General features: G+C 53.5%; 18 protein-coding genes. 9 read left to right on the forward strand and 9 right to left on the reverse strand.

Annotated features, from left to right (window positions below):
• The first annotated feature begins 127 nt into the window (after nucleotides 1–127).
• From J0X12_RS00445 to J0X12_RS00460, 4 genes are read left to right on the forward strand one after another with little or no spacing between them, the layout of a single operon-like run.
• Nucleotides 128–1,078 carry an ABC transporter permease gene (locus J0X12_RS00445; RefSeq protein ID WP_207040839.1) on the forward strand — a complete coding sequence of 317 codons (951 nt, stop codon included), beginning with the start codon at nucleotides 128–130 and terminating at the stop codon, nucleotides 1,076–1,078.
• Nucleotides 1,075–1,926 carry an ABC transporter permease gene (locus J0X12_RS00450; protein WP_420497017.1) on the forward strand — a complete coding sequence of 284 codons (852 nt, stop codon included), beginning with the start codon at nucleotides 1,075–1,077 and terminating at the stop codon, nucleotides 1,924–1,926. The genes J0X12_RS00445 and J0X12_RS00450 overlap by 4 nt, the downstream gene beginning before the upstream one ends.
• Nucleotides 1,927–2,922: an ABC transporter ATP-binding protein gene (locus J0X12_RS00455; protein ID WP_207040843.1), complete on the forward strand. Its 996-nt coding sequence runs from the start codon at nucleotides 1,927–1,929 to the stop codon at nucleotides 2,920–2,922.
• Nucleotides 2,919–3,920 (forward strand): ABC transporter ATP-binding protein, encoded by a 1,002-nt coding sequence (locus tag J0X12_RS00460; protein ID WP_207040845.1) that lies wholly within the window; start codon nucleotides 2,919–2,921, stop codon nucleotides 3,918–3,920. The genes J0X12_RS00455 and J0X12_RS00460 overlap by 4 nt, the downstream gene beginning before the upstream one ends.
• Before the next feature lie 11 nt (nucleotides 3,921–3,931).
• Here the strand turns inward: J0X12_RS00460 and J0X12_RS00465 are convergent, their stop codons facing one another.
• Together J0X12_RS00465 and msrB are read right to left on the reverse strand one after the other, a co-directional pair.
• Nucleotides 3,932–4,417: a cupin domain-containing protein gene (locus tag J0X12_RS00465; protein WP_207040847.1), complete on the reverse strand. Its 486-nt coding sequence runs from the start codon at nucleotides 4,415–4,417 to the stop codon at nucleotides 3,932–3,934.
• Between the two features lie 29 nt (nucleotides 4,418–4,446).
• On the reverse strand, nucleotides 4,447–4,845 hold the full coding sequence (gene msrB, locus J0X12_RS00470; RefSeq protein WP_207040849.1) for a peptide-methionine (R)-S-oxide reductase MsrB: 399 nt from the start codon (nucleotides 4,843–4,845) through the stop codon (nucleotides 4,447–4,449).
• Nucleotides 4,846–4,991: 146 nt separating this feature from the next.
• On the opposite strand from msrB, the gene J0X12_RS00475 reads away from it, so the two are divergent.
• Together J0X12_RS00475 and J0X12_RS00480 are read left to right on the forward strand one after the other, a co-directional pair.
• A complete protein-coding gene (locus J0X12_RS00475) occupies nucleotides 4,992–5,372 on the forward strand; it encodes a DUF2794 domain-containing protein (protein ID WP_207040852.1) in 381 nt (126 codons plus the stop codon).
• Nucleotides 5,373–5,473: 101 nt separating this feature from the next.
• Entirely contained in the window at nucleotides 5,474–5,968 is a 495-nt protein-coding gene (locus J0X12_RS00480; protein WP_207040854.1) for a hypothetical protein, read from the forward strand.
• Nucleotide 5,969: 1 nt separating this feature from the next.
• Here J0X12_RS00480 and J0X12_RS00485 read toward each other — a convergent pair whose 3' ends face one another.
• The 4 genes from J0X12_RS00485 to J0X12_RS00500 form a co-directional block, all read right to left on the reverse strand.
• Nucleotides 5,970–6,476 carry an Mpo1 family 2-hydroxy fatty acid dioxygenase gene (locus J0X12_RS00485; protein WP_207040856.1) on the reverse strand — a complete coding sequence of 169 codons (507 nt, stop codon included), beginning with the start codon at nucleotides 6,474–6,476 and terminating at the stop codon, nucleotides 5,970–5,972.
• A gap of 28 nt (nucleotides 6,477–6,504) precedes the next feature.
• Nucleotides 6,505–7,818 carry a tetratricopeptide repeat protein gene (locus tag J0X12_RS00490; RefSeq protein WP_207040858.1) on the reverse strand — a complete coding sequence of 438 codons (1,314 nt, stop codon included), beginning with the start codon at nucleotides 7,816–7,818 and terminating at the stop codon, nucleotides 6,505–6,507.
• A 3-nt stretch (nucleotides 7,819–7,821) separates the two neighbouring features.
• A complete protein-coding gene (locus J0X12_RS00495; RefSeq protein ID WP_207040860.1) occupies nucleotides 7,822–9,300 on the reverse strand; it encodes a M81 family metallopeptidase in 1,479 nt (492 codons plus the stop codon).
• 125 nt (nucleotides 9,301–9,425) lie between these two features.
• The gene (locus J0X12_RS00500; protein ID WP_207040862.1) at nucleotides 9,426–10,133 is read right to left on the reverse strand and encodes a Bax inhibitor-1/YccA family protein; all 708 of its coding nucleotides are present in this window, start codon (nucleotides 10,131–10,133) and stop codon (nucleotides 9,426–9,428) included.
• Between the two features lie 354 nt (nucleotides 10,134–10,487).
• Here J0X12_RS00500 and J0X12_RS00505 point away from each other — a divergent pair, with 354 nt between their 5' ends.
• Nucleotides 10,488–10,718 carry an EF-hand domain-containing protein gene (locus J0X12_RS00505; RefSeq protein WP_207040864.1) on the forward strand — a complete coding sequence of 77 codons (231 nt, stop codon included), beginning with the start codon at nucleotides 10,488–10,490 and terminating at the stop codon, nucleotides 10,716–10,718.
• Nucleotides 10,719–10,806: 88 nt separating this feature from the next.
• On the opposite strand, the gene J0X12_RS00510 is transcribed toward J0X12_RS00505, so the two are convergent.
• Both J0X12_RS00510 and J0X12_RS00515 read right to left on the reverse strand, forming a co-directional pair.
• Complete coding sequence (locus J0X12_RS00510) at nucleotides 10,807–13,326, reverse strand: ABC transporter permease (protein ID WP_207040866.1); 2,520 nt, start codon at nucleotides 13,324–13,326, stop codon at nucleotides 10,807–10,809.
• Nucleotides 13,327–13,345: 19 nt separating this feature from the next.
• On the reverse strand, nucleotides 13,346–14,056 hold the full coding sequence (locus tag J0X12_RS00515; protein ID WP_273543361.1) for an ABC transporter ATP-binding protein: 711 nt from the start codon (nucleotides 14,054–14,056) through the stop codon (nucleotides 13,346–13,348).
• Nucleotides 14,057–14,113: 57 nt separating this feature from the next.
• On the opposite strand from J0X12_RS00515, the gene J0X12_RS00520 reads away from it, so the two are divergent.
• Together J0X12_RS00520 and thpR are read left to right on the forward strand one after the other, a co-directional pair.
• Nucleotides 14,114–14,731, forward strand: coding sequence for an arylesterase (locus tag J0X12_RS00520; protein WP_207040867.1), 618 nt, complete (start codon nucleotides 14,114–14,116; stop codon nucleotides 14,729–14,731).
• A 36-nt stretch (nucleotides 14,732–14,767) separates the two neighbouring features.
• Nucleotides 14,768–15,316: an RNA 2',3'-cyclic phosphodiesterase gene (gene thpR, locus J0X12_RS00525; protein WP_207040869.1), complete on the forward strand. Its 549-nt coding sequence runs from the start codon at nucleotides 14,768–14,770 to the stop codon at nucleotides 15,314–15,316.
• Here the strand turns inward: thpR and J0X12_RS00530 are convergent.
• Nucleotides 15,282–15,899 carry a class I SAM-dependent methyltransferase gene (locus J0X12_RS00530; protein ID WP_207040871.1) on the reverse strand — a complete coding sequence of 206 codons (618 nt, stop codon included), beginning with the start codon at nucleotides 15,897–15,899 and terminating at the stop codon, nucleotides 15,282–15,284. The genes thpR and J0X12_RS00530 overlap by 35 nt on opposite strands.
• Between the last annotated feature and the right edge of the window lies 1 nt (nucleotide 15,900).

Raw genomic sequence — 15,900 nt, forward strand, 5'->3', positions numbered from 1 at the left:
CTATCGCACAAAGCATTAGGGACGCCGGGATCAGAGATTGACCCTTCAACTTTCTGACGATACCCTGTTTATGCGCAAAAAAATCAATTGTCTGCTCCGCGCGTAATGTTTGGCACCAAGTAACTATATGAGCGTTTTTATTGCGAAGCGAGTTCTGACGTTGTTGGCTACCCTGATCGGAGCCTCAATCGTAATCTTTCTCGTTATGGAAATACTGCCGGGCGACCCCGCCCTCGTTATATTGGGCGTTGATGCGTCTGATGAAGCCGTTCGCGCACTGACGATAGAACTCGGCCTTGATCGTCCCCCACTTGAGCGCTACTGGGACTGGATGACCGGGATTTTAACTGGGGAGTTGGGCAATAGCTATGCCTATAAGGTCCCTGTCTGGGAGCTGGTAGAAGGTGCACTCCTCATCACCATACCCCTCGCCCTGATGTCCATTACACTCAGCATTGTCCTGGCACTCTCCATCGGCCTGTATGCCGCCGCCAATCATAACAAGGCGGGAGATATCACCCTGATGGGGATAAGTCAGCTCGGTATTTCTGTCCCGAACTTCTGGCTTGCCATCCTGCTGATCATCCTGTTTGCAATTGAGTTGCGCTGGTTGCCGGCTGGCGGTTTTCCGGGATGGAAAGAGGGCTTTTGGGTTTGCCTGAAAGCACTGTTGCTGCCGTCCCTGGCCCTTGCCACTGTCGTTGGCGCCATATTAGCCCGCATCACACGCTCATCCGTGCTGGAAGTGTTTAGAGAGGATTATGTCCGTACCGCCCGCGCCAAGGGGCTGAGCCAGCAGGCGACGCTTTGGCGACATGTCCTGCGCAATGCATTGATCCCCGTCCTGACAGTCACGGGCATACAGTTCTCTGCGCTACTGACGGGTACGGTTGTCGTGGAAAATGTGTTCCATATTCCGGGCCTTGGCTCTCTTGTTCTTAAGGCAATCAATAACCGCGATACTATTGTTGTCGAGAATGTCGTGCTGTTGCTGGCCACCATGATCATTGTGGTAAACTTTGTTGTCGATATTCTTTATGCGGTCATCGATCCGCGACTCAAGGCGCATGATATATGAGTGACAATCAATCCCTGTCATTTCTTAGCAGATGCCGCCGTAGCCGCAGCTTTATGGTTGGAGGAACCATGACCGCGTTCTTGCTGATTTGCGCGGCGATATCCCTCTTCTGGACTCCCGGATCAGCCTACGACATCACGATCACTAACCGCTTCCTGCCCCCCTCCGCAGATCATTGGCTCGGTACGGATCAGTTTGGACGGGATATCGCCTCCATGCTGATGACAGGGACGCAAAACTCGATCGTCGTCGCCGTTGTGGCGGTCTCAATCGGGCTGTTTATCGGGGTCAGTCTCGGGCTGCTCGCGGCGGCAAAGCGCGGATGGACGGAAGAGATCATCATGCGATTTTCGGATTTTTCCTTCGCCTTTCCCGCGATACTTTCCGCGATTATGCTCACAGCCATCCTGGGGCCCGGTGGGGTGAATTCAATTCTCGCCATTGGGCTTTACAATATCCCGGTTTTTGCGCGACTAACCCGCGGATCGGCCAACTCAATATGGGCACGGGAATTCGTGATGGCTGCCCGTGCGTCGGGCAAGGGACGGTTTCGTATCACCTTTGAGCATATCCTGCCTAATGTCCTCTCTCTCATTATCGTGCAGGCGACCATTCTCTTTGCCATCGCCATTCTGGCGGAGGCCGCGCTTTCATATCTCGGTCTCGGCACTCAGCCGCCGGAACCGTCCTGGGGGCGTATGCTGAATGAGGCTCAAACGCTGATGTTCCTCGACCCGATGCAGGCTATTTACCCGGGCCTTGCCATCGCGATTGCTGTGTTCGGCCTGAACCTGCTTGGCGATGGCTTACGGGATGTACTGGACCCCAGATTGTCAAGGAAACGCTGAATGAGCTTACTTAGCGTCAAGAACCTGTCTGTAATTTTGGCGACCAATGACGGGCCGGCGCGCGCCGTTCGCAATCTTAATTTCCGCCTGAACCGGGGGGAAACGCTGGGCATTGTTGGGGAGAGCGGTTGCGGTAAATCCATGGCGGCCCTAGCGTTAATGGGGCTGTTGCCGGAGCGAAGCGAAACAGAGGGTGAAATTACGCTCGACGGCGAGAATCTGTTGGAGAAATCCGATGCCGAGATGTGTCGGATCCGGGGTAACCGGCTCGCCATGATATTCCAGGAACCGATGACCTCCCTCAATCCTGTTCATACAGTGGGTAACCAGATCATGGAACCGTTGCAGTTGCACCGGAATATGTCGGACAGCGACGCTAGGGCAGAAACCCTCCGCCTCCTCGATCGGGTCGGCATTCCAAACCCCAAGGCGCGGATCGATAATTACCCGCATCAACTCTCTGGTGGTCAACGTCAACGGGTGATGATTGCCATTGCGCTGTCATGCCAACCGGATATTTTGATCGCGGACGAACCCACCACGGCGCTGGATGTGACAATCCAGGATCAAATACTGGAGCTGATTCAAACGCTTGTCCGGGAAGAAGGGATGTCGCTGATCCTTATTTCCCATGATCTCGGCGTTATTTCCGAGAACACGGACAACATTTTGGTGATGTATGGTGGCGCGGCCGTTGAAATGGGCAGCACAGCCCAGATTTTCGATGAGTTGATCCACCCATACACCCAAGGTTTATTTGCGGCAATGCCAAAGCTTGGACGGGCCCGGGCGAGGCGCCTTGTTACTATTCCAGGCACAGTTCCGGACCTGATCAGCCTTCCAGCCGGTTGTACTTTTACGGATAGATGCCCCCTTGCGACAGATATCTGCCGAAATACAGTGCCCCCCAACGTCGAGGTTAAGGCAAAGCACTTTGTCGCCTGCCATCATCTCGACGAAGCTCGCCACCGTAAGACGGAGGAACTCTTCTCATGACAACAGAGAGCCATCCAGTCCCGGTTCTGGAAGTTCATGACCTCGTACGCCACTATCGGCTGCCGCGGGAAAGCCTGTTAGCCGAGCCAGGTCACGTCTTCGCCCTGAACGGCGTCACTTTCGAGATATACAAGGGAAAAAGTTTCGGTATCGTCGGAGAAAGCGGCTGTGGCAAGTCCACTCTCGCACGCAACGTCATGGCGCTCGAACCAACAGACTCTGGATCCGTCAAGATACTCGGAAAGGAAGTTGTCGGCCTCAGTTTCGATCAGCTCCGCCCGCTTCGTCGTCATTTTCAGATGGTCTTTCAGGATCCGTACGGCTCCCTGGACCCGCATCACAATGTCGGACGCATTGTCGCAGAACCCCTCGCGGCTCTCGGCCCTATTTCCAAGGCTGAACGTGAAAGCCGGGTGCGCAATGTGCTCCAGTCCGTCGGCTTGAAACCACACGATGTGTCCAAATACCCACATGAATTCTCGGGCGGGCAGCGCCAGAGGATAGCGATAGCCCGCGCACTGATCACCCACCCTGAACTCATTATTGCGGACGAGCCAGTCTCGGCGCTTGACGTGTCTGTTCAGGCGCAGGTCCTTAACCTTCTAAAAGACCTGCAAGACGAATTTGGCGTGACCTATATGTTCATCAGCCATGACCTCGCCGTCGTTGAGTATCTGTGCGACGAGGTTGCAGTCATGTATCTTGGGGAAATTGTCGAAAAGGGCCGGACGGAGGATTTATTCAATACCCCGGCCCATCCCTATACCCGCATCCTGCTTGATGCCGTGCCAAAGCCCGGGTCCGGACAGAAGCGCGAACGCATCAAGCTTAAAGGTAACGTAACCGGCCAGACAGAACGGCGTGTGGGTTGTTCGTTCCAGGACCGTTGCCCGATGGCCCAGGATATTTGCCGGGAAGTCAAGCCACCGCTCAGCCCCGTCGCAGCAGATCATCTTGCGGCCTGCCATTTTTCGGACACTGTCATGAAGACTGGCTAAGCAGTGATTGCCTAATAAGGCGTGCCATCCTTGTGGGTGAACTGCCATTGACCATCAGGGCCAAGCTTAGCCATGAGGTCGTCCTTGGGATAACTTCCCTCATCTCCTTTGGTACGATCTCCGATTTCAAGATACAGGACATCCGCTTCTGTCCGGTTAACAAGCTGATGCGCAACACCCTGTGCCGGAAATCCGGCGCAGTCCCCCGGGGACAAAACGACTTCCTCCTGATCGGTAACCAGGGTCGGTGTGCCTTCAAGTATATAAATAAACTCGTCCTGCTTGCTGTGGCGATGAAGCAAAGCGGACTCTCCGCCGGGGAAAAGGCGGGTCAGGTTTACCCCGAAATTGTTAATGCCAAAGGCATCCCCTAGCTGGCGCTTCTCCCGCCCGCTCACACGGCTGTAAAATGGTTCCGGATAGTTCGAGGGCTTTTTCCGCGGCGCTACGTCAAGCGCTCTCAATGCGAGGCTGCCGGCTGGCATTTCCTTATCCATGGCACATACTCCTTAATTATCGTTGTCCGTTATTCTTCTTTCTTGAAATCAAGGGCTGCAGAGTTCAGGCAATATCGAAGGCCCGTCGGCTCGGGTCCATCGGGGAAGACATGACCCAGATGCCCATCGCACTTGTTGCAGACAACTTCCGTGCGGCGCATAAAGAAACTCCTGTCCTCAATTTCGCCGACTTTGGCGGGATCGATCGGCTCCCAAAAGCTCGGCCAGCCGGTTCCGGAATCAAACTTCGTCGCTGATGTGAAAAGTGGTTCATTGCAGCAAATGCAATGGTAGGTACCTTTTTCCTTGTTGTCATGATATTCGCCGGTAAAGGCGCGCTCTGTTCCCTTCTTCCGGGCGACGTTAAATTGCTCAGGCGTCAGTTGGGCCCGCCATTCTGCCTCGCTTTTTGTCAGTTTTTCAGTCATTTCGAAAGTCCTCTTTCTCTTGCGCCCATTGACCTGTATCCACACTTATCACATATGACAGATATGACCGCAGGGCAAAATTCTCAATACTTGACGAATTAAAATACATGGCAGAGAATAATCCCGTAAGTTAAGCAGGAGTGAAAATGAGCGAGGTTGTAAGCTTCGACGACCACTATTTGACCCGATCTGCCAAAAACGCAAGATCGGGAATGCAGCAACCGAACGTATTTTTCAACCGAAACGAACTCAGCCAGATATTGCAGGTCTATGGCCGTATGGTCGCAAAGGCGGAATGGCGCGATTATGCCATTGGCGAGACTAAAACCGCCTGCATCTTCGCCATTTTCCACAGAACGGCGGACCGCCCCCTTTTCAAGATTTACAAGGAGCCCCGACTGGCGGCGAAGCAGGGCGCCTATTCGGTCATCGGGCAGAGCGGCCGCATCCTGAAGCGAGGCAAGACACTCTCGCAGGTATTGAGGGTATTTGATAGCAAGCGGTTCCAGGCAGTTGACACCGAATGACCTTCTCACGGAACGGTGAAACCACGTGATTTGTAAATTTTGAAATTTCGACGAAATTCTGGTTCGTACCCTAAACCCTCTTCAGGAAACGGATCAAAATTATGAAATGGAATTCCTCTCTTCTTTTCTCCGGCTTGACAGCCCTGATGTTTTTACCTCTTCTTGCTGCCCCCTCACATGCCGCTGGCGAAGATGTCACGGTTATTACCCTCACCCAGACTGCCTGCCAGTTCGTTGAATCGGAAAATGGCGTTGACCATGGCTATACGTCTGCTGAAATGGCGGATTGCGAGAAAATCAATGCAGAAACTGGTGAGGAACGGCTTGCGAACTCAGAGGTCCTCACGCTGAAGCCCGGAAAGTATATCTTCCGCGTAACCAACAAGAATGTGCCCTATTCGCTCGGCTTCTGGGTCCGTGAACAAGATTATAATTGGGCGAACCCTCTGCATAAGCTCAACAAGACCAGCGTTTCTGGCGGCGGCCTCGATATCGGTACGACGCTGGACTATGAGGTGGAGCTGAAGGAAGGAGAATATCTCTATTCCTGCCCGCTGAATACCACGCCAGACTATAAGCTCGTCGTCAAAGCCTAGGCTAAACCGGAATACTCAGCTTGCGGTAAATAAAGCTCATCAACCAGGCAGGCCCGATCAGCAGGAACTGGACGTCCTTAAAGAACGAGGGTTTCTTGCCCTCGATCTTGTGGCCGATGAACTGAAAAACCCAGGCCACCACGAAAGCGCCAACCGCAAACTGCCAGAGCGGGAGACCGAGGAGTGGCGCACTCGAGTAAGCCAGCACCGCCCAGATGCACAGGAGGGCAAACAACACCATCCCGATTGCCAGCGTCCAGGATAGAACCGCGTAATATATGATCGTCAGCAATAGTGCGAGGGTCGCCCAGTTAAGGTATGGCACGCGCGCAAACGCGTCCGGTACGGGGATCGCCCAAAGGAGCGCAACGACAGTCCAGGCGATGACCGGTACCGCTATCCAGTGAATAAACTTGTTCGTGCCGTTCTGGTGGCTCTCGCCATACTCGTTTAGCAGGGAAAATATACGGCGGTTCCCGCTTTTTGGCGCAACATCCGGTTTATCCATGTCACCCTCCCCATTGCCGCTGCTGTCGTTAAGTGCGACCGTTCGCCCGCGCAAGTAGCCGGGCGTCCATGGGGACATTTTGCCGGAAATTCACGCGCGCTTCAAGGACCGGCCGTACCTCTTCGAATTTCCTGGCCTCCAGCAGGCTGGTCACCCAGGCAAGCTCAAACAAATCGCGCTGGGCATGACTGCCGCCGATTTCCTGAAACCGCGGCCGCGCCTTTGAAAGCCAGCGAACCGCGTCATCGAATTTCCCCTCGGCGATCGCGATGAAACCACGGGTCGCAGGCAATGCCACCTCCGCCCATGATTTGCGCGTTACGTCAGGGGCTTCGTGCGCCATTTTTTCCATCCCCACCATCAATCGGTCAAGTGCTTCTGTTTGACCACCCCGCGCCAAGGCATAGCCGTAATGCATGTCAAAAAACGGTTGATCGTTCACCAGACGGCGGTCGGCGACATGATCGCTGACATCCTGCCAGCGGTCCCCGACATCCACACCCAGCTGTTCCAGGCGCCAAAGAAGTGAAATGGCATTGACCTGATCGAGACTGTAGGTCTTGTCAACGCCCCAGACCTTCTCGTCATACAGCTTAAGAGGCGTATCAAAGTCCTCCTGTTCCAGATAGAAAAGTGCCTGATGCCACCAGTTATGGGTAAACATGAAGCTGTTGCGATCATCCCATTCATTGGAGAGATCCTGCATCCATTTGATACCCTCGCCATGGCGCCCCTGCGTCAGCATGACATGCGCCACTGCATGATGGGCCCAGGGTTCCTTCCGCTGCATTTCAGTCGCCCTGCGGCCGTCCTCCTCGGCGAGATCAAACATACTGGATTGCTCACGGCCGAAGGCGCGCATCCCGTAGGCATAGGCGCATCCTTTATGACGATCAATCACCGAGTCAGCTATCCAGAGCAGGGTTTTATCATCGCCGATATTGAAGTAGGAATTCTGAGCGAGCTTTGCCGAGAAGAGATCTCCCGGAAACTCAATGACAAGCTGACGCAGTTTCTGGAGCAGGTTTCCAATTTTATTGTCATAAAGGTCAAGAATAGCGGAAATAAAAAGCTGCTCTCTTTCCTTCGCCTTGCTCATCCCCTCTTGCGCACGGACAGAGTATTTCCGGGCAATTTCCCGCCCCTCAGGCGTTTCCATGAATATGCCAAGCAAGGCGGCATAAGCGGCCGCAATGGCACAATCCGGCTCGCTATCTGAGGCATCAAAAATCGGCAGGAAGTCCGTTCCGAAACCAATATAGCTCTCGATAAAACTGTTAATCGCACCTACTGTTTGCTCAGATTGGGTGCTTAGCTGGTTCCCGAACATATCCTCGCGCATCGCTTAAGCCTCGTTTAGCAAATCAAGGGGATAAACCGGTCGACGGACTTTCTCATACCGCAGGAGATTGTTGTCGGAAGTTGTAACCCCTTTACCATCCAGAGTAAGCGTTGCCTTGCCGATAGGCGCAAAACCGGCGCGATAGTGAATGCGGCTTTTCAGGATCAGATAGCGCTTGTATTCCGGCTGTATCCCAACCGATGTAAAGACACCCGTGTCCCACGGCTCGTGATGGTTGGAAACGATGACAATTTCCATATTACCTGTGTCCAGCACCGCCGTTGGCCCCATAAAGACTTTCACGCCCGTGTACATGGGTCCGCGGACGATCCATTCCCCGTTTGTCAACGTCTTGACCGTTCCCGTGACAGTAAGCGGCTCTCCGGGTTCACCAATGGAGGGCATATCCGTCTTGCCGCCGAGTTTGATGGTAATTTCATTGCCGATGCCGGCTTTCTGCATTTCCTGCACGGCTACGGGATCCCAGACGGCAGCAACGGCCACATCTTCAAGGCCCTGCCGCAGCACTTCCTCAATCACCGTCATTACATCCTGCGTTGCGCCGGATCCACAGTTATCTGCGTGATCGAGAAGAAGGACGGGCCCTTCCGTCATTGTTTTCGCCTTGGCAACCTGCTCTTCAAGCGGAGCATGCTCGTAGATGAAGTCCTCTTTCAGCTCCCATGCTTTTTCAAGAATACGATCCCTAACCTCATCTGCCTTTGCCTGATCCCCATCCGTCACGATGATCACAGAATTTCCGGCGTCGCGCATATCCGCGAGCGCAAACCCGCCAAAGGCCGTTGCGGCCAGAACTCCGGGTTCTTTTTCCGCTTCCCGGCACATCTGGATCAGGGTCGCCATGGGTTCATCATCGGTACCCTGGCGCAGGGTCTGGCTCAATAACGGCGCATTGCCCCAGGACATGACCGGCTTGACCTTGCCTGCCAATGAGTCGAACAACACCTGTCCAATCTGTTTGCCCACCTCATACATATCAACATGCGGATAGGTCTTATAGCCAATTAAAGCGGTACAGTTTTCCACCATATTGGCGGTCAGGTTACAATGAAGGTCGAGAGTGACGGCAATCGGGAGATCCGGATCGATCTCGCGCATTTTCTTGAGCAGTGTTCCCTCACCGTCATCCGTATGTTCGGCGACCATCGCCCCATGGAGGTCCAGCAAAGCCACGTCAACACCTTCCCTTACCGCCTCCAATATAGGTTCCGCCATTTGGGTATAGGCATCCCTTGTCACAGGGCCCGAGGGCATGGCCTCCGCTGCGACCGGGGTTATGATTTCGGCGCCAGCCTCACGGGCGAGCTCCACATAGGCGCCAAAGGGCATACCTGTGCCTTCATAGGCCTTTAGCGCATCTTCCCCGAGATAAGCACCCCAGTCCTGAAATCTTTTCCAGTCCGCGACAATGGGTGAAAAGGTATTCGTTTCATGTTTCATCATCGCGATAAGAATACGCATTGGATCATCCCTTTCTCATTGATTTCAAGGGTTGTTTGCAGACAAACAAGTTTACCAATTTCAACTGCGCGCACAACAAAAAACCCGGCACAAGGCCGGGTTTTCGTTTTAACAGCAATTCTGCGTTACTCTCGATTGCCGAGCAGGCTCAACAGCATCATGAACAGGTTCAGGAAATTCAGATACATGGAGACTGCGCCCATAACCGCGCCCTTCTCCAGCACTTCCTGACTATGACCGTGATAATACTCAGACTTTATGCGCTGTGTATCGAAAGCCGTCAGGCCGGTGAAGATCAGCACACCCAGGACGGAGACGACGAAATGCATCATCGTAGACGCCAAGAAGATATTCACCACCGATGCGATGATGATGCCGATCAGCCCCATGAAAAGGAAGCTGCCCATCCCCGTCAGGTCGCGCTTCGTTACATAACCATAAAGGCTGGCTGACCCAAAGGTAGCCGAGGTTATAAAGAAGACCCGTACGATGCTTTCAGCTGTATAGATCTGGAAAATATAGGAAATCGACACACCGAATGTCGCCACCATGATCCAGTAGAGGATTTTCGTTGTACTCGCGCTCGTCCGTGACATGGCGAACAACAGGCCAAGCGGAGCCAGCATCACAACCCACTGCAACGGCGTGCCGAAAACAGCATTGTAAATTGCCGGCGTTGAAGCCGTCAGCGCGGCCGTAATGCCACTCAAGGCAAGGCCGGATGCCATATAATTATAGACCTTCAGCATATAGCTGCGCAGGCCCTCATCAAGAACTGCTTGATCTTGCGTACCTGTTCTTGCCGTATGTAATTTCGAAAAATCTGTTGCCATCTATAATTCCCCTGAAGGTACCTAACTCTGCATTGATATTGTATTTTTCTATAAGATTTTCAAGGAAAATCGGCGTTATTATATGGCATTAACCGGAATTAATAAAGAACCGGCATATACAGCTCATAATATAGCCTTTTGCGCGCAATTTTAGGTAACGCTGTCACAAATTGCCCAGATTATTCCTTTAACTAGCCCAAATGACGGCGTTTTACCGCCACAAAGAATGATCAATCTTCTCCATAGAACATCGATTGACCGATTTTACTGATTTTCGGTCCTTCGGTAGTTCGGCGGACCTGCATCGATAATTCGGTGCTGAACCGTCCTACATTAAATTGAATGGAGATTATTATGAGAAAACTGCTTATATCCACTGCCACGATTACGCTTCTTGCAGCTGCGCCGGCGTTGGCAGCAGCACCAGATTTCAAAACAGTTGATGCGGATGGGAATGGTTCGGTTTCCTTCGAGGAACTTATTGTTGTCATGCCTGACACCAGCAAGGAGCAGTTCGCTGCGGTCGATCTCGACAAAAGCGGTGAGTTGTCGATGGAAGAATATATCGCGGCTACGAAAAGCTAACCTTCTAGACCCATTCCGGGTTTAGTCCATCAAAGTGAGGCCGTCAGGGGAGTTCCATTCCTTTGGCGGCCTCCTTTTTTTGCTCCCTTCAGTCAGACCTTAAGGCGGGCGCGACTTTCGTTCCAAGCGCGCGCCATGAACCCAACAGACCAAACAACAATGTCACCAGAACACTGATCAGGATCGTCGCGACTATCGTGAACGGCAGACTGATCCACTTTGCTTCCAGAATATCCGTGATGACCATGTAGGCTGCGAACCAGCCTGTCGCCGCAGCGATGACAGAGGTGACCAGCCCCAGCAAGGCATATTCCAGGAGGAAAGTAGCGAAAATATCTTTTCGCGTTGCCCCGAGAACCTTCAGAATTACGGCATCATAGACCCGCTTGCGATGTCCCGCCGCAAAGGCGCCGGCAAGGACCAGTACGCCGGTCACCAATGTAATTGAGGAAATGGCCGACACTGCAGAGGAAAGCTGCTCCAGAATGCGGCTGACTGTCTGCAAGGCTTCCTTCATCCGGATTACGGAAACATTCGCAAACTTGTTCGTGATCGCACTGAAAAGTTTGTTCTCGGCGTCACCATCCGCGCGCGCTGTCGCAAGATGAGAATGCGGCGCCCCCTGCAGGCTGTGACTATCAAAAACAAGGACGAAATTAATCGCCATCGTGGTCCAGTCTATTTCCCGCAGGTTGGCAATTTTCGCCTCGATTTCCCGGCCCATGACATTCACGGTCAAGCTATCCCCGATTTCAAGCCCCATTCCCAGGGCTATCTCGCGGTCCATGCTGACCAGGGGTGGCCCCGCATAATCTTCCGGCCACCAGCTTCCCGCAACGACCACGGCCCCTTCGGGGGGTGTCGCGGCATAAGTGATGCCGCGATCCCCGCGCAATGCCCATCTCGCTTCGGGCGCGACGGTCACCTGGTCTGCCGGGACGCCCGCGACCTTGGTGATACGGCCCCGCATATTGGGAACATGGTTGATCTCGCTGACATCGATTACGGATTCGGCCGTTGAAACGAAATCATTCAACTGATTTGACTGTATATCGATAAAGAAAAAGGCAGGTGCTTTCTCCGGGAGTTGCTCCTGCACCTGCCGGGTGAGGTTTCCTTCAATCAAGGCGACAGTAACAAAAAGGGTCAGTCCAAGACCCATCGAAAGGATGATACTGTTCGTTGCCGCCCCGGGACGATAGAGGTTGGCAATAGCAAGACGCAACGACGGAATACGGGAGCGAGGAAGACGCCGCGCAATGAACTGAACGCCGTAACCAACCAGGATGAGGACCGAAAAAATTCCGATAATGGAAATGGTGAAAACGGCGGCAAACCAGGTTTCCTGGCTGGTCAGAATGGCGAGGGCGACGAGTGTTGCAAAACAGGCAGCTAGCGTCACAAGGTATTTCGACCGGGGACGCCGATGGCTGGACACGACATCGCGGAACAGGGCCGCGGCCGGAGTTTCCCGAGCCCGCGCGAGAGGCCAAATCGTAAACAGGGTCGCCGTCAGCAATCCATAGGCGGTCGCCAGAAGCAGCGGCCCGGCCTTGATCGTAATTTCGGGAGGTACCGGAAGCGTACTTGCCAGAAACTGTGCGGCCACGACAGAGCCGCCAACCCCGAGAAGAAGGCCAATCAAAGACCCCGCGACTGCGAGGATAAGGACCTGAAGATAATGAACCCGGAAAATGAAACTGCTGCTGGCGCCGAGACATTTCAACGTCGCAATCGTTGTGATTTTCCCTTCCAGATACGCCCGCACGGCGTTGCCGACACCGACACCCCCGACGACCAGCGCCGTAAGGCCCACTAAAGTGAGGAAGAGCGCCACCCGATCGACAAAGCGCTTAATGCCCGGCGCACCGTTAGACGCATCCCTTATCCGCCACCCAGTATCCGGAAAAGCAGCTTTTGCGTCTTCGTAAAATCCAGCAACAGTTTTCCCAGGTGCCAGCGCGATACGGTAATGATACCGGATCAGGCTCCCTGGCTGAACCAAGCCGGTTTCATTCAATGCGGCAGAGGAAATAATCGTACGTGGGCCAAGGGCCATCCCCTGCGAAGCCTTGTCGGGCTCCGACAATATAATCCCTCGCACTTCAAAATTGAGTTCCCCAATCCGGACTTGCCCATTGATTGGCAGTTCAAGACGGTCACTCAGGCTTTTCTCAATCAGGACACCATAGAGCCCATTCTTTTGTTGAAGGAGCGCATCGGGATTTTCCGTTCCGGTCTCCGATGCCAACGTCAACATTCCAAACAAGGGATAGGCGTTGTCGATTGCCTTTAGCTCCGAAAGGGTCCGACGGTCACTGGATAAGTCGCGAACCATGGCCCGCAAGGTCTGTATCTCGGAAACACGCCCCTGCTCCTCGACCCAACGCCGCTCATCTTCTACAGCGCCCCGGTGAGTGAGGCGGATATCAATATCGCCCCCTAGAATAACCTGGCCATTTGCCCGCAAACCTGCCGTGATGGAACTGGAAAGCGTCCCCACACCGGCAATGGCGGCCACCCCCAAGATGAGGCAAGCAAGGAAAATGCGAAAGCCCTTTAAATTTCCGCGCAGATCTCGCCGAGCAAACCTTAGGGCGAGCGTCAAGGATTCTGGATTTCGCCCCCTACTCACCCGCCAGAACCTCTTCTTGACTTGTTTCCCGGGAAACAACGCGCCCATCTTCAAGTCTCACCTGATGGGTGCATTTTCGAGCCAGGGCGTCATCATGCGTAATCAAGACCATCGTTGTTCCCTCTTTCTCATGAAGGCGGAACATAAGATCAATAATGATTTCACCGGTTTTACCATCCAAGTTACCGGTGGGCTCATCGGCAAGCAGTATACGGGGCGTTGTCGACATCGCACGCGCCAGCGCAACTCGCTGTTGTTCCCCGCCGGAAAGCTGGGCGGGATAGTGTGTGGCCCGATCGGCGAGACCAACAGCCTCCAGCCTATCTGCGGCAGCGGAGAATGCATCCTTCTCACCCGCCAACTCTAACGGAATGGCGACATTTTCCAGGGCCGTCATTGTCGGGATCAAATGAAACGACTGAAAGACGATGCCGATATTGGCTCGGCGAAAACGGGCAAGCGCGTCTTCATCCAGATTCTCGAATTTTTGGCCCACAATCTCAACGGAGCCGGAAGTTGGAAGCTCTAGGCCCGCCATTATCGACATCAGGGTAGACTTTCCTGATCCCGACGGACCGACGATTCCGACAGTTTCCCCTTGTTGTACTGTCAAATCTATACCACGTAGAATATTGACGGGGCCGGCATCGGACTTAAGTGTTAAATGGATATCTGATAATTTGATGATAGGTTCTTGAAGCAAAGTAGTTCCAGTGCAGAAGACGACAGACGCTGATTTATGGGATATGGCGGTTATACAATGAAATTCAACATTTTAGCGCTGTTAATCGCAGCTTTTTGCATCACATCATATGTCCGGGCCGAAGAAACGCTGCGAATTGTCGCAATCGGGGATAGTCTGACAGCGGGTTATGGCCTTCCAACGGGGGAGGATTTTGTCACCCAGCTGGAAACTGCCTTACAGGCCGACGGGTATAATGTCGAAATAGAGAATGCCGGCGTTTCTGGCGATACGACCGCCGGCGGGCTGCAAAGAATCGACTGGGCCATCGGAAAGGGTGCCGATTTTGTTATTCTTGAACTTGGCGCCAACGACGCGCTGCGGGGAATAGAGCCAGACGAGACACGGCGCAACTTAAGCCAGATTATTGAACTAATACAGCAAAAGGATATTCCCATTCTGCTGGCCGGAATGCGCGCGCCCCCCAACATGGGATCTGAATATGCAAACGCGTTCGATCAGATTTTCCCCGATCTTGCCAGTCGCTACAAAACCGGGTATTACCCCTTTTTTCTAGAGGGCGTGGCCGCCGATCCGGCATTGAACCAGGATGATTATATACATCCTAACGCTGAAGGCGTAAAAGTTATAGTTGGCAACATGTTGCCCTATGTGACCGAGTTTATAGAGCGATAGGGCTACATTCGACTCTCTGCTATAAGGACAATTCCGATGCGTCTTTTCGTTGCCATCGCATTGCCGGAGGAAATCAAGGAACGCATCGGTGCTTTACGGGGCGGCATACCCGAAGCACGCTGGATCGCTTCGGAAAATGCCCATGTAACCCTTGCCTTTATTGGCGAAGTGCAAAGCCCGATGATGATGGATATTTCACTGGCGCTCGGACGGATAAAATACCCGTCTTTCGACATCGATATTGAGGGCGTCGGCGTTTTTGGCAGCAACAAGCGGCCGCGCATTCTATGGGCTGGTGTGCGCCCCACGGCTGCCATCAACCTCTTGCACCAGAAAATAGTGACCGCAATCGAATCCGTTGGGGCAACGGTCGACGACCGTCGTTTTCGCGCACATATCACGCTCGCGCGCGTTCACAACTCACCCTATGAGAGGGTTCGCAATTTCCTGACCGACCACGCATTGTTTAGAACGGAGACGTTGCCGGTCACCAGCTTTACGCTTTTCTCCAGCCACCTTTCTTCTTCCAGCGCAATTTACCAGGAAGAAGTCAGCTTTGATCTGCTGTCGCCTGTATCATCATAAAGACATCGTATCGTGTTGATTTTCCGATAATCTGATGCGAAGGCTTAATGAGCCCTTCAATTTCCTTGGCCCGTCGTGGCCATTTCAGGACAACCCGTTTTAATGTCGTTGCAAGTGCGACTCGCATTAGTTCTGCACAGTCAGTATCCGATCCCACGAGATCGCGCAATTGTCGCATTTCATTTTTTACCAGCGCTGATTTACCCCGTGGCGGATGCATTGGATCAATCAGCACCGTTTCGGGTTTTAACTCCGGCAAAATATCCTTCGCATCCCCTTTTATCAGAGTCATCCGCGCGATAATGGCGGCATGGGTATTGCTCGTGTCACTGGCCCGCACCATCGCCTCTTGCAGAAGGTCATGAACAAGATCATTTCGCTCCAACATGGTGACTTTGGCGCCAAGCGTGGCAAGCAGAAAGGCATCTCGCCCGAGACCCGCCGTCGCATCAACGATATCTGGAGTAATCCCCGGGCGAAATCCCAATGCCCTGGGAAGGGCCTGTCCGCGGCCGCCTCCCTTGCGCCGTCGGTAATCAACAGCGCCAGAGACAAAATCCACTGTTAGCGGCGTTTCCGTCATA

Source organism: Sneathiella sedimenti (genome assembly GCF_017313765.1).
Lineage (GTDB): Bacteria > Pseudomonadota > Alphaproteobacteria > Sneathiellales > Sneathiellaceae > Sneathiella > Sneathiella sedimenti.

Bases quoted from the DNA above. Each gene is read 5' to 3' on its own strand.
- J0X12_RS00445 (WP_207040839.1), top strand. From the start codon at position 128: ATGAGCGTTTTTATTGCGAAGCGAGTTCTGACGTTGTTGGCTACCCTG.
- J0X12_RS00450 (WP_420497017.1), top strand. From the start codon at position 1,075: ATGAGTGACAATCAATCCCTGTCATTTCTTAGCAGATGCCGCCGTAGC.
- J0X12_RS00455 (WP_207040843.1), top strand. From the start codon at position 1,927: ATGAGCTTACTTAGCGTCAAGAACCTGTCTGTAATTTTGGCGACCAAT.
- J0X12_RS00460 (WP_207040845.1), top strand. From the start codon at position 2,919: ATGACAACAGAGAGCCATCCAGTCCCGGTTCTGGAAGTTCATGACCTC.
- J0X12_RS00465 (WP_207040847.1), bottom strand. From the start codon at position 4,417: ATGGATAAGGAAATGCCAGCCGGCAGCCTCGCATTGAGAGCGCTTGAC.
- msrB (WP_207040849.1), bottom strand. From the start codon at position 4,845: ATGACTGAAAAACTGACAAAAAGCGAGGCAGAATGGCGGGCCCAACTG.
- J0X12_RS00475 (WP_207040852.1), top strand. From the start codon at position 4,992: ATGAGCGAGGTTGTAAGCTTCGACGACCACTATTTGACCCGATCTGCC.
- J0X12_RS00480 (WP_207040854.1), top strand. From the start codon at position 5,474: ATGAAATGGAATTCCTCTCTTCTTTTCTCCGGCTTGACAGCCCTGATG.
- J0X12_RS00485 (WP_207040856.1), bottom strand. From the start codon at position 6,476: ATGGATAAACCGGATGTTGCGCCAAAAAGCGGGAACCGCCGTATATTT.
- J0X12_RS00490 (WP_207040858.1), bottom strand. From the start codon at position 7,818: ATGCGCGAGGATATGTTCGGGAACCAGCTAAGCACCCAATCTGAGCAA.
- J0X12_RS00495 (WP_207040860.1), bottom strand. From the start codon at position 9,300: ATGCGTATTCTTATCGCGATGATGAAACATGAAACGAATACCTTTTCA.
- J0X12_RS00500 (WP_207040862.1), bottom strand. From the start codon at position 10,133: ATGGCAACAGATTTTTCGAAATTACATACGGCAAGAACAGGTACGCAA.
- J0X12_RS00505 (WP_207040864.1), top strand. From the start codon at position 10,488: ATGAGAAAACTGCTTATATCCACTGCCACGATTACGCTTCTTGCAGCT.
- J0X12_RS00520 (WP_207040867.1), top strand. From the start codon at position 14,114: ATGAAATTCAACATTTTAGCGCTGTTAATCGCAGCTTTTTGCATCACA.
- thpR (WP_207040869.1), top strand. From the start codon at position 14,768: ATGCGTCTTTTCGTTGCCATCGCATTGCCGGAGGAAATCAAGGAACGC.
- J0X12_RS00530 (WP_207040871.1), bottom strand. From the start codon at position 15,899: ATGACGGAAACGCCGCTAACAGTGGATTTTGTCTCTGGCGCTGTTGAT.